The organism is Klebsiella sp. 10-1, from assembly GCF_009758445.1.
Taxonomy (GTDB): domain Bacteria; phylum Pseudomonadota; class Gammaproteobacteria; order Enterobacterales; family Enterobacteriaceae; genus Klebsiella; species Klebsiella scottii.
Window position 1 is genome coordinate 205,226 of record NZ_WQRE01000003.1, and the last position, 12,281, is coordinate 217,506.

The following is a 12,281-nucleotide window of genomic DNA, read 5'->3' on the forward strand; positions in this document are numbered from 1 at the left end:
TTTCCCCCTCAGCCTGACGTAAGAATGCTGATTTATCGCCGTCTTCATGGCAAACTAGCCGCCGAATTTACAGTAGAGCGTGTCCTGGAGGATGGCGTGGATAAAATTTTTGTTGATGAAGCAGTCAATGAGCTGCAAACCATTCAGGACATGCTGCGTTGGGCGGTAAGCCGCTTCAGCGCGGCGAATATCTGGTACGGTCACGGCACCGACAACCCGTGGGACGAAGCGGTGCAGCTGGTGCTGCCTTCATTGTACCTGCCGCTGGACATCCCGGAAGACATGCGCATTGCGCGTCTGACTTCCAGCGAAAAACACCGCATCGTTGAGCGCGTGATTCGCCGCGTCAATGAGCGTATTCCGGTCGCCTATTTGACCAACAAAGCCTGGTTCTGCGGCCATGAGTTTTACGTCGATGAACGCGTGCTGGTGCCGCGCTCTCCGATTGGCGAGCTTATCGAAAACCAGTTTGCCGGACTGATCGACCATCAGCCGCAGCACATCCTGGATATGTGCACCGGCAGCGGCTGTATCGCCATCGCCTGCGCCTATTCCTTCCCGGAAGCGGAAGTCGATGCGGTGGATATCTCCCCTGACGCGCTGGCCGTGGCCGAACAAAACGTGGAAGAGCACGGGCTGATTCATCAGGTTACGCCGATTCGCTCGGATCTGTTCCGCGACCTGCCGAAGGTGCAATATGACCTGATCGTCACCAACCCGCCGTACGTCGATGAAGAAGATATGTCCGATTTGCCGGGTGAATATCGTCATGAGCCGGTGCTCGGGCTGGCCTCCGGCAGCGACGGTCTGAAGTTGACCCGCCGCATCCTCGCCTGCGCCCCGGATTACCTCAACGATGACGGTATTCTGATTTGTGAAGTCGGTAACAGCATGGTACATCTGATTGAGCAGTACCCGGATGTCCCGTTCACCTGGCTTGAGTTCGATAACGGCGGAGACGGCGTGTTTATGCTGACCAAACCGCAGCTGATCGCCGCACGGGTGCATTTCGGTATTTATAAAGACTAAAAACAACACGCAAACATGACGGAGCCGTGATGGCAGGAAATACAATTGGACAACTCTTTCGCGTAACCACTTTCGGCGAGTCGCACGGCCTGGCGCTGGGCTGCATCGTCGACGGCGTACCGCCGGGCATCCCGCTGACCGAAGCCGATCTGCAGCACGACCTGGATCGTCGCCGTCCCGGCACCTCGCGCTATACCACCCAGCGTCGCGAACCGGACCAGGTTAAGATCCTGTCCGGCGTATTCGAGGGCGTCACCACCGGCACCAGCATTGGCCTGCTGATTGAGAATACCGATCAGCGTTCGCAGGACTACGGCGCTATCAAAGACGTTTTTCGTCCCGGCCACGCGGATTACACCTACGAGCAGAAATACGGCCTGCGCGATTATCGCGGCGGCGGACGCTCGTCGGCGCGTGAGACCGCGATGCGCGTTGCGGCAGGAGCGATCGCCAAAAAGTTCCTCGCGGAGAAGTTTGGCATCGTCATCCGCGGCTGCCTGACCCAGATGGGAGATATCCCGCTGGCAATTAAGGACTGGGAGCAGGTTGAACAGAACCCGTTCTTCTGTCCCGATCCGGATAAAATTGAAGCGCTTGATGAGCTGATGCGCGGCCTGAAAAAAGAGGGTGATTCGATTGGCGCAAAAATCACCGTCGTGGCCGATGGCGTTCCTCCGGGACTCGGTGAGCCGGTATTCGACCGCCTGGATGCCGATATTGCCCACGCGCTGATGAGCATAAATGCGGTGAAAGGCGTCGAGATTGGCGACGGCTTTGAGGTGGTTAAGCTGCGCGGCAGCGAAAACCGCGATGAGATCACCAAAGCCGGTTTCCAGAGCAACCATGCGGGCGGCGTGCTCGGCGGCATCAGCAGCGGTCAGCAGATTGTCGCTAATATTGCGCTGAAGCCGACCTCCAGCATCACCGTTCCGGGGCATACCATTAACCGCTTTGGCGAAGAAGTTGAGATGATCACCAAAGGGCGTCACGATCCGTGCGTGGGGATTCGCGCGGTGCCGATCGCAGAAGCGATGCTGGCGATCGTGTTAATGGATCACTTTATGCGTCAACGCGCGCAAAACGGCGACGTGACGACATCAATTCCACGCTGGTAATCGATGAAAAAAACCGTTATCGCTCTGCTGGCGCTCCTGGCCAGCTCTGCCTGCTCTGCGGCAACGCCGTGGCAAAAAATCACTCAGCCGATAGGCGGCAGCGCGCAGTCGATCGGCGCTTTTGCCAACGGCTGCATTGTGGGAGCCCAGGCGCTGCCCCTGAACTCGGCAAACTACCAGGTGATGCGTACCGACCAGCGCCGCTATTTCGGCCATCCCGATCTTGTCCGGTTTATCCAGCGCCTGAGCAATCAGGTGCACAGTCGGGGAATGGGCACGATGCTGATTGGCGATATGGGAATGCCCGCCGGCGGGCGTTTTAACGGCGGCCACGCCAGCCATCAGAGCGGCCTGGATGTCGATATTTTCCTCCAGCTGCCGCAGATGCGCTGGAGCCCGGCGCAGCTGCTGAAGCCGCAGGCGCTGGACCTGGTTTCCGCCGACGGCAAGCGCGTTGTCCCGGCGCGGTGGAGCCCGCAAATTAGCCAGCTGATCAAGCTGGCGGCAGAAGATAGCGAAGTCACGCGCATCTTTGTTAACCCGGCGATCAAACAGCAGCTATGCCTCGATGCCGGGAGCGATCGCGACTGGCTGCATAAAGTTCGCCCGTGGTTCCAGCATCGTGCGCATATGCATGTTCGCCTGCGCTGTCCTGCCGGAAGCCTGGAGTGCGAAGAGCAGGCGCCGCCGCCTGCCGGCGATGGCTGCGGTGCAGAGTTGCAAAGCTGGTTCGAACCTCCGAAACCCGGATCAACCTCTCCTGTGAAGAAGACGCCGCCTCCGCTGCCGCCTTCCTGCCAGGCGCTACTGGATGAGCACGTTCTTTAATGGATAGTTTTATCGACCTGTTTATGGTTTCGCCCACGGTACTGGTAGTGCTTTTCTTCGTCGCCATTCTCGCCGGATTTATCGATTCCCTGGCCGGCGGCGGCGGGCTGTTGACCGTCCCGGCGCTGATGGCTGCGGGACTCCCTCCGGCGCAGGCGCTGGCGACCAACAAGCTGCAGGCCTGCGGCGGTTCGCTTTCCGCGTCACTCTATTTTATCCGCCGCAAGGTGGTGAACCTCGCCGATCAGAAGCTTAATATTCTGATGACGTTTATCGGCTCCACCGGCGGTGCGCTGCTGGTGCAGCACGTGCAGTCCGATATCCTCAAACAGATTTTGCCGCTGCTGATTATCGGCATTGGCCTCTATTTTCTGCTGATGCCAAAATTAGGCGAGGACGATCGCCAGCGCCGCTTATACGGCCTGCCGTTCGCGCTGGTCGCCGGCGGCTGCGTGGGTTTCTATGACGGCTTTTTCGGCCCGGGCGCCGGCTCGTTCTACGCGCTGGCCTTTGTTACCCTGGCCGGGTTCAATCTTGCAAAATCAACCGCCCATGCGAAGGTGCTTAACGCGACCTCCAATATTGGCGGGCTGCTGCTGTTTATTATTGGCGGCAAAGTGATTTGGGCCACTGGATTCGTGATGCTGGCAGGGCAGTTTATTGGCGCCCGCGCTGGCTCACGGTTGGTATTGAGCAAAGGGCAATCGCTGATTCGGCCGATGATCGTGGTCGTGTCCGCAGTGATGAGCGCGAAACTTCTTTATGACAGCCACGGGGCGGAAATCCTGCAGTGGTTGGGAATGAATTAATGCAACAGCAACACCATTATCAGCAGCTGATCGCTATTTTTGACGGCTGCTTCGCCGACGATTTTAATACCCGTCTGATTAAAGGCGACGACGAACCGATCTATCTTCCGGCTGATAAGGACGTACCGTTTAACCGTATCGTCTTTGCCCACGGCTTTTATGCCAGCGGCCTGCACGAAATTTCGCACTGGTGCATTGCCGGGAAAGCGCGTCGTGAACTGGTTGATTTCGGCTACTGGTACTGCCCGGATGGCCGCGATGCGATGACGCAGCGTCAGTTTGAAGACGTCGAGGTGAAACCCCAGGCATTTGACTGGCTGTTTTGCGTGGCGGCGGGCTTCCCGTTTAACGTCAGCTGCGACAACCTGGAAGGGGACGTCGAGCCCGATCGCATTGCCTTTCAGCGGCGGGTCCATGCCCAGGTCATGAGCTATCTGGAGCAGGGGATCCCGGAACGTCCGGCGCGATTTATTCAGGCATTACAAAAATATTATCAAACGCCGCCACTGACGGCAGAACAATTTCCGTGGCCGGAAGACCTGCACTAAGGCCACGCTTTACACTAGAAGAGGAAAGACAATGCTCGCGGAGTTTGAATCACGCATTCTGGCGCTAATCGACGAAATGGTAGACCACGCCAGTGATGATGAACTGTTTGCCGGCGGCTATCTGCGTGGCCACCTGACGCTGGCGGTAGCCGAGCTGGAAGGTGGAGACGATCACTCGGCGCAAGCGATCAATGACCGGGTCGTCCATAGTCTGGAAAAAGCGATTGGCGCGGGAGAGCTCTCGCCGCCGGACCAGATCCTCGTTCAGGATATGTGGGATAATTTGTACCAGCAGGCAAAACGGTAAACAGCCCGTACCGCCTGCACGATAGCCCCGGCCGAGCGTCGCGAGGTCGGGGAATCGCCCGGATAATGCCATCCGGGCGACCTCTACGGGTTATTTCACCGCTTTTCCCTTCAGCAGTTTCCTCACCCATAGCCGATTGGGATTGAGCGCCGCCAGCGTTTCGCGATCCATTGGCAGCGGTTCCCCGCTCATCTGCGCCGCCAGAATTTCCGCCGTTAACGGCGCGGAGCACAGCCCGCGCGATCCCAGCGCGCCGAGAAGATAAAGATTGCGATGCACCGGAGCAGACGGCGCATCCTCCTTCTGCCCGGCAAGCAGAGCGTACCGGGTCAAGGTGGCATCATAGTCCGGCACGTTGCCTACCATCGGCAAATGGTCGCGGGTGGCGCAGCGTACGCCACAGCGGGCTTCGTTGGCGCTGGTATCGACCTCCTGGGCCCACCCGGCATCGGGGAAACAGTCGATCAAACGCTGACGGTTCTGCCGCTGATCCTCCGCGCTGAAAGCCGTTTCCGTCTGCCCGCGATGATAGCTGGCTCCGATACAGTGCCGCTGATTATGCGGGTTTTGCGGCGTCAGGTAGCCGTCATAGCACAGTACCTGACGCAGTTGAGAAAGCCCCGGCGTCGTCGGGATATGGCTAACCTGTCCGCCCACCGGATAGGCCGGCAGCTGCGCGGTTTGGCTGAAGGTGGTTAGCTGATGGCCGTTCGCCAGTACCACCACCGCATGCTGCTGGCGCTGGTTCAGCTGCCAGCCGTCGCCATCGGCGGTGAGCGTCTCCACCTTAAAACCGTAGCGCGCGCGCAGCCCGCGGGTCGCCGCCAGCGCGAAGAGTTCGGCCGTCAGCTGTTGCGGGCAGAGCCAGCCTCCTGAGGGATAGGCGATCCCGCCGCAGCCGGTCTCCACGCCGGTCGCCTGCGCCGCCGTTTCGGCGCTGACGGCAACGGCAATTTCCGCCGGCAGATTGAGCTCAAGCATCTGGGCGATTTTTTGCGCGCTTTTCTCATCCCAGGCGAGCTGCGTCACTCCGCACCACTGGTGGTCGAAGGTGACCGGCAGCGCATCATATATTCTGCGCGCGAAGGTAAATGCGGCGGGGAAGAAGCGGGCCAGAGCCGGGTCGTGCTGGCTGAGCAACGGATACAGGGCCCCCTGACGGTTGCCGGATGCGCCTTCGCCTGGCGCATCGTCGGCGCAATAGAGCGTCACCTGCCAGCCGCGGCGCAGCAGCGCGAGCGACAGCAGGGCGCTGGCAATCCCGCCGCCGATAATCGCCACTTCGCGTTTGTCGGCGGCGGTGCGGGCGAACCACGGCGCGCGCGCGGGCAGGTTCAGCTCGCGGCTCATCTCGCCGATAAGCATCTCTCGCTTGCGGCCAAAACCTTTATGCTTGTGCATGGTAAAGCCGGCTTCCTGCAGGCCGCGACGGACAAAACCTGCGGAGGTGAAGGTTGCCAGCGTTCCGCCCGGTTTCGCCAGCCGGGCCATAGCCGCGAAGAGTTCAGGCGTCCACATATCCGGGTTTTTTGCCGGAGCAAATCCGTCGAGAAACCAGGCATCGACCTGCTGATTGAGAGAGTCATCAAGCTCAAGGGTCAGCTCATTGATATCTCCGAACCATAGATCCAGGGTCACGCGGCCGTCATCGAGCAGCAGTCGATGGCAGCCGGCAACGGGCAGCGGCCACTGGGCCTGCAGCTGCTCCGCCCACGGGGCCAGCTCCGGCCAGTGCCGGTGGGACAGGGCCAGATCGGCGGCGGTGAGCGGAAATTTTTCAAAACTGATGAAATGTAATCTTTGCAGGGTAGCTTCGGGGGAGTCACGGTGAAAAACGTCGAATGCCTGCCACAGCGTGAGGAAGTTGAGGCCGGTGCCGAATCCGCTCTCAGCAACCACAAATAGCGGGTGTGAATGAGTGGGAAAGCGTTCACCGAGGCGGTTGCCGCCGAGAAAGACGTAGCGGGTCTCTTCCAGACCGTTGTCATTGGAAAAGTACACGTCGCCGAAATCTCGGGAAACAGGTGTACCCTCAGCGTTGAATTCCAGGTTGGCAGGTTGTATGGCGTTTTGTTTCACGTAAGTTACTCGAATCTCAAGGCGTAGAACGATCTTAACGATGTGTGCCGGGAGGCGCAAATTTATACACAAAATGGCTGATCGGACTTGTTCGGCGTACAAGTGTACGCTATTGTGCGACTCGAAACTTAAAATAGTGCGACTTACAGAGGTATTGAATGAAACGTGCAGTGATTACTGGCTTGGGCATCGTTTCCAGCATCGGTAACAACCAGCAGGAAGTCCTGGCATCTCTGCGTGAAGGACGTTCAGGGATCACTTTCTCTCAGGAATTTCAAGATTCAGGTATGCGCAGCCACGTATGGGGCAACGTTAAGCTGGATACCACCGGTCTGATCGACCGTAAAGTGGTTCGCTTTATGAACGATGCTTCTATCTACGCCTACCTCTCAATGCAGCAGGCCGTAGAAGATGCTGGATTGAAAGAAGAGGTTTATCAAAATAACCCGCGCGTGGGTCTGATCGCCGGTTCTGGCGGTTCTTCTAAATATCAGGTGTTTGGCGCAGACGCGATGCGTAGCCCGCGTGGCCTGAAAGCCGTTGGCCCGTACGTCGTGACTAAAGCGATGGCCTCTGCCGTTTCAGCCTGCCTTGCCACACCGTTCAAAATCCACGGCGTTAACTACTCTATCAGCTCCGCTTGCGCGACTTCCGCACACTGTATCGGCAATGCCGTAGAGCAGATTCAGCTGGGTAAACAGGACATCGTTTTTGCCGGCGGCGGCGAAGAGCTGTGCTGGGAAATGGCCTGCGAATTCGACGCAATGGGCGCCCTGTCCACCAAATATAACGAAACTCCGGACAAAGCGTCCCGTACCTATGATACGCACCGCGACGGTTTCGTCATCGCTGGCGGCGGCGGGATGGTTGTGGTTGAAGAGCTGGAGCACGCTCTGGCGCGCGGCGCGCACATCTATGCTGAAATCGTCGGCTACGGCGCAACTTCTGACGGCGCCGACATGGTCGCCCCATCGGGCGAAGGTGCCGTTCGCTGCATGCACATGGCGATGCAGGGCGTTGATACCCCGATTGATTATCTGAACTCCCACGGTACCTCAACTCCGGTTGGCGACGTGAAAGAGCTGGGTGCGATCCGTGAAGTCTTCGGCGATAACAGCCCGGCTATCTCCGCAACGAAAGCGATGACCGGCCACTCGCTGGGCGCCGCAGGCGTACAGGAAGCTATCTACTCTCTGCTGATGCTGGAACACGGCTTTATCGCGCCAAGCATCAACATCGACGAGATGGACGAGCAGGCCGCTGGCCTGAACATCGTGACTAAGCCGACTGAACGTGCGTTGACCACCGTTATGTCCAACAGCTTCGGTTTTGGTGGCACCAATGCCACCCTGGTGATGCGTAAACACGACGCATAGTCAGTCAGTAATTGAAAAGGGAGCCGGCTGGCTCCCTTTTTTGCATTATTGAGAGAGCCTGGCGCAGGGAGGCACACTCACCTCGTCTTACTCTGCGAACTGGAGTAAAGCATGTCCGCAGCGACAGAAAAAACAGATCCCTCTTCCGCGAATATTTCGCTATTTCGCATTACGTTCTCCGTATTTCTCACCTACATGACCGTTGGCCTTCCGCTGCCGGTATCCCCCTTTTCGTGCACCATGAGCTCGGTTTTGGCAACACGATGGTCGGCATCGCCGTCGGAATACAGTTTCTGGCGACGGTGCTGACGCGAGGTTACGCCGGTCGCCTCGCCGATCAGTACGGCGCTAAACGCTCCGTACTGCAGGGCATGCTGGCCTGCGCGCTGGCCGGCGCCGCGTGGCTGCTGGCGGCGCTGCTGCCGGTGTCGATTGTGGCGAAATTCGCGCTGCTGGTGCTGGGCCGCCTGATCCTTGGCTTTGGCGAGAGCCAGCTGCTAACCGGTAACCTGAGCTGGGGGATGGGCCTCGTCGGGCCGACGCGTTCGGGAAAAGTCATGTCATGGAACGGAATGGCCATCTACGGATCGCTGGCGGCTGGCGCCCCGCTGGGGCTGCTGATCTACACGCACTACGACGTTGCGGTGCTGGCCTGCGTCACTATGGCGCTGCCGCTGCTGGCCCTCGCGATTAACGGCACGGTCCGCAAGGTTCCGGCTCACGGCGGCGAGCGCCCGTCGCTGTGGAGCGTTGTCGGTATGATCTGGCGTCCGGGGATTGGCCTTGCCCTGCAGGGCGTCGGGTTTGCGGTGATTGGCACCTTCGTCTCGCTCTACTTTGCCAGCAACGGCTGGGCGATGGCCGGCTTTACGTTGACCGCTTTTGGCGGCGCCTTCGTGCTGATGCGTATCCTGTTCGGCTGGATGCCCGATCGCTTCGGCGGGGTGAAGGTGGCGATGGTCTCGCTGCTGATTGAGGCCGCGGGCCTGACGCTGCTGTGGCTGGCTCCGGATGCCTGGGTAGCCTTAGCTGGCGCCGCGCTGACCGGCTGCGGCTGCTCGCTTATCTTCCCGTCGCTGGGCGTGGAGGTGGTGAAACGCGTTCCGCCGCAGGTTCGCGGCACCGCGCTGGGCGGCTATGCGGCATTTCAGGATATCTCATACGGTATTAGCGGCCCGCTTGCCGGACTGCTGGCGACGTCCCAGGGCTACCCGTCCGTCTTCCTGGCGGCGGCCGTCTGCGCCGCGCTGGGGATTGTCGTCACCCTGGTATCGTTACGAAAATAGGCTTATGGCTCGGCCCGCAGTGAGTGAGGGCCGGCCGCCTTGCGCGGAAGATAGTACTTCACCTGAAACTCAAACATATTGGTCATAGAGTATTGAGTCGTCGATAGGCTGGTGCTGTTCGTCTATCGGCTGGGTCTGCATGCGGATGATGGGATCTTTAATGCTGATATGTAACAGTTTAGCCAGCACGGGGCAGGGAAGAATGGGGACTATGGATTCGTAGCATCCGTCTGTTCTGATCCCGCATTCATTTTCAATATACGCAAACTTCGATTTTTTCATATGGCAATCGTCAGGTCAGGAAAACGCGTCGCCGAGAGCCAGGTCTCTTCTAATTGCATCGCAATATTGTCGATAAAGCGTAGCCTTTTTATATAGACGGGCTCTCCGTGCTGTCGCTGCAGGCCTTTAGCTATTTCCTCTGATGCCGACTGTAATGCAAATTTGATAATTTGACTGGAGGGCGTTTTACCTTCATTCCGGGCTATTTCAGTAAAACTGTTTAAATGCGTGACCGAGGCCTGAAAATGTTTATTTCTGATCCAGGTCCCGGATCCGTGACGGCGCTCAATTAAACCATCCTCCTCCAGCGTCTTTAACGCCTTACGCAGCGTATCGGCGGTGTTTTTCTTGCGCTAAGAGCTATGCAATCATCAGCCACAGCAGAGCCGCCGCTGCCAGCGCCAGCAGGATAAACCACGGTTTTTTGAGCCGTGCGGAGAGCGGAGTGGGTTCCGACCGCAGCGATGGGATAGCCAGCGTCTCCTGGGCTCGCGCCACGCGCAGCACGAAGACTTTGTTCAACAGCGTCAGTATCTGGCTGGAGCTCAGCACCGATTGCGGCGTCACGTGCCAGCTGTGGCGGGCAAAATCGGCGATCTTCTGCCACTCCTGCGCTTCAAGCGGCTGTTTCAGCGCGGCCTGCAGCGAGTTGAGCGTCGGGCTGGCCTGGGTGCTTAGCGTTTGCCGCGCCTGAAGCCAGTAGGAGAGCGGGGTAAAATGCGTTGCCGGGATCAGCTCGCCGGTTTTCACGCCGCACAGCTCCAGCATCGACTGCCAGATAAGCTTACCTGGCTCGCCGGTTGCGGCAGCAAGACGGGTCACCAGCTGGTTCAGCGTGTTGTGCTCCGCCGGCAGCAGCGGGCGCAGCGTAGGCTGACGCTGCTGGGGCGACGGAATCGACAGCCGGCCGTTCTGCAGCAGCTGCAGCACGTTCTCAAGCTGCTGCTGGGTCAGCGCGTGTAGCGCGGTTTGCCCATAGTGCTGGCGAATATAATCGCTCACCGCCTGACGATTGTTGCCCTGATTCAGCAGCTCGCCGAGCTGCGCCAGAGTCTGACGATGGTGATGGTTTTGCTGCGCAACGGTCAGGCGCTGGTTCAGGTGACTTTCGGCGGCGGCAAAGTGGCATGCCAGCAGCGGCGCATCGCCCTTGAGTCCCAGATCGTGCTTGATTCCGGCCCACACTTCCGCGTTCTGCTGCGATGTTAACGCCACCAGGCGCGTTATCAATCGCTCGAGAACGGTGCGTTGCTGGGTGGTAAGCGACAGCTCCCCGGCGACGGAAGCGCCGGAGGGAGCCGTCCCCGGAGGGCGATCGGACATACCTGAAACGGGTTGTGTCATGATTAATCCTTTCCGTATTACTGTACTGAGGCCGGTGATGATGTTCCTGGCGGCGAGATTATGGCACACTTCCCCGGTTTACTCTCGTTCTCAGACAGGTACTGAACCGTGAAAATCCTCGTTGATGAAAATATGCCCTATGCCCGTGAGCTTTTTAGCCGTTTGGGCGAGGTGAGGGCGGTCCCCGGCCGCCCAATTCCGGCTGAAGCGCTGACCGATGCCGACGCGCTGATGGTCCGTTCCGTCACTAAAGTCAATGAAGCGCTGCTTGCCGGCAAGGCTATTCAGTTTGTCGGAACCGCGACCGCGGGTACCGATCATGTCGACCAGGCGTGGCTGCAGCAGGCGGGGATCGGTTTTTCCGCCGCACCGGGCTGTAACGCTATTGCGGTGGTTGAGTATGTTTTCTCGGCGCTGCTGATGCTGGCCGAGCGCGATGGCTTTGCGCTGACCGATCGTACCGTCGGGATCGTGGGGGTGGGCAACGTCGGCGGACGCCTGCAAAAACGTCTTGAAGCGCTGGGGATCAAAACGCTGCTGTGCGATCCGCCGCGCGCGGATCGCGGCGATGAAGGCGATTTCCGCAGCCTTGACGAGCTGGTTCAACAGGCCGATGTGCTGACGTTCCACACGCCTTTATATAAAGAAGGGCAATACAAGACGCTGCACCTCGCGGATGAGGCGCTGATCGGCCGCCTGAAGCCGGGAACGGTGTTAATTAACGCCTGCCGTGGTCCGGTGGTTGATAACGGCGCATTGCTGAAATGCCTGCAGGCCGGGCAGCCGCTGAGCGTCGTGCTTGACGTCTGGGAGCCGGAGCCGGATCTTAACCTTGAGCTGCTGGATCGCGTGGATATCGGTACCGCGCATATTGCGGGCTATACCCTTGAAGGGAAAGCGCGCGGGACGACCCAGGTGTTTGAAGCCTACAGCGCGTTTATCGGTCATCCGCAGCAGGTGGCGCTGGATACCCTGCTGCCGGCGCCGGAGTTTGGCCGTATCACCCTGCACGGCGCGCTCGATCAGGCAACTCTGAAAAGGCTGGTCCATTTGGTGTATGATGTGCGCCGCGACGATGCGCCGCTGCGAAAAGTGGCCGGTGCTGCGGGCGAATTTGACAAGCTGCGCAAAAATTACCAGGAACGCCGTGAATGGTCTTCGCTATACGTACAGTGCAGCGATGAGCAGGCGGCGACGCTGTTGCGGCAGCTCGGCTTTAATGCCATACATCACCCTGTTCGTTAATATCTTCTTAATGACCCTGTTGGATACTCCTGC

At 59.1% G+C, this 12,281-nt stretch carries 10 protein-coding genes and 2 pseudogenes; 9 read left to right on the forward strand and 3 right to left on the reverse strand.

Annotated features, from left to right (window positions below; genetic code table 11):
- Window positions 1-96 precede the first annotated feature (96 nt).
- Genes prmB through GO007_RS12980 form a run of 6 tightly spaced genes read left to right on the forward strand, consistent with a single transcriptional unit; the run spans window position 97 to window position 4,636 of the window.
- Window positions 97-1,029, forward strand: a complete 933-nt coding sequence (gene prmB / locus GO007_RS12955) for a 50S ribosomal protein L3 N(5)-glutamine methyltransferase (RefSeq protein ID WP_095101335.1) — start codon at window positions 97-99, stop codon at window positions 1,027-1,029.
- A 29-nt stretch (window positions 1,030-1,058) separates the two neighbouring features.
- Window positions 1,059-2,144, forward strand: coding sequence for a chorismate synthase (gene aroC / locus GO007_RS12960; RefSeq protein ID WP_095100495.1), 1,086 nt, complete (start codon window positions 1,059-1,061; stop codon window positions 2,142-2,144).
- A gap of 3 nt (window positions 2,145-2,147) precedes the next feature.
- The gene (gene mepA, locus GO007_RS12965) at window positions 2,148-2,972 is read left to right on the forward strand and encodes a penicillin-insensitive murein endopeptidase (protein ID WP_095100496.1); all 825 of its coding nucleotides are present in this window, start codon (window positions 2,148-2,150) and stop codon (window positions 2,970-2,972) included.
- Entirely contained in the window at window positions 2,972-3,781 is an 810-nt protein-coding gene (locus GO007_RS12970; protein ID WP_095100498.1) for a sulfite exporter TauE/SafE family protein, read from the forward strand. The genes mepA and GO007_RS12970 overlap by 1 nt, the downstream gene beginning before the upstream one ends.
- The gene (locus tag GO007_RS12975; protein WP_095100501.1) at window positions 3,781-4,329 is read left to right on the forward strand and encodes an elongation factor P hydroxylase; all 549 of its coding nucleotides are present in this window, start codon (window positions 3,781-3,783) and stop codon (window positions 4,327-4,329) included. The genes GO007_RS12970 and GO007_RS12975 overlap by 1 nt, the downstream gene beginning before the upstream one ends.
- 31 nt (window positions 4,330-4,360) lie before the next feature.
- Window positions 4,361-4,636, forward strand: coding sequence for a YfcL family protein (locus GO007_RS12980; RefSeq protein WP_095100503.1), 276 nt, complete (start codon window positions 4,361-4,363; stop codon window positions 4,634-4,636).
- Between the two features lie 90 nt (window positions 4,637-4,726).
- On the opposite strand, the gene mnmC is transcribed toward GO007_RS12980, so the two are convergent.
- Complete coding sequence (gene mnmC, locus GO007_RS12985; RefSeq protein WP_189339863.1) at window positions 4,727-6,715, reverse strand: bifunctional tRNA (5-methylaminomethyl-2-thiouridine)(34)-methyltransferase MnmC2/FAD-dependent 5-carboxymethylaminomethyl-2-thiouridine(34) oxidoreductase MnmC1; 1,989 nt, start codon at window positions 6,713-6,715, stop codon at window positions 4,727-4,729.
- A 158-nt stretch (window positions 6,716-6,873) separates the two neighbouring features.
- Here mnmC and fabB point away from each other — a divergent pair, with 158 nt between their 5' ends.
- Window positions 6,874-8,091, forward strand: a complete 1,218-nt coding sequence (gene fabB / locus GO007_RS12990; RefSeq protein WP_045856114.1) for a beta-ketoacyl-ACP synthase I — start codon at window positions 6,874-6,876, stop codon at window positions 8,089-8,091.
- A gap of 111 nt (window positions 8,092-8,202) precedes the next feature.
- A pseudogene (locus GO007_RS12995) lies at window positions 8,203-9,377 on the forward strand (arabinose transporter).
- 2 nt (window positions 9,378-9,379) lie between these two features.
- Here GO007_RS12995 and GO007_RS29545 read toward each other — a convergent pair.
- Together GO007_RS29545 and flk are read right to left on the reverse strand one after the other, a co-directional pair.
- Window positions 9,380-9,994 (reverse strand): annotated as a pseudogene (locus GO007_RS29545) (GntR family transcriptional regulator); the annotation flags it as partial.
- Window positions 9,995-10,019: 25 nt separating this feature from the next.
- Window positions 10,020-11,003 carry a flagella biosynthesis regulator Flk gene (flk, locus tag GO007_RS13005; protein WP_095100507.1) on the reverse strand — a complete coding sequence of 328 codons (984 nt, stop codon included), beginning with the start codon at window positions 11,001-11,003 and terminating at the stop codon, window positions 10,020-10,022.
- A 108-nt stretch (window positions 11,004-11,111) separates the two neighbouring features.
- Between flk and pdxB the strand changes: the two genes are divergently transcribed.
- Window positions 11,112-12,248, forward strand: coding sequence for a 4-phosphoerythronate dehydrogenase PdxB (gene pdxB, locus GO007_RS13010; RefSeq protein ID WP_095100509.1), 1,137 nt, complete (start codon window positions 11,112-11,114; stop codon window positions 12,246-12,248).
- The last annotated feature ends 33 nt before the right edge of the window (window positions 12,249-12,281 follow it).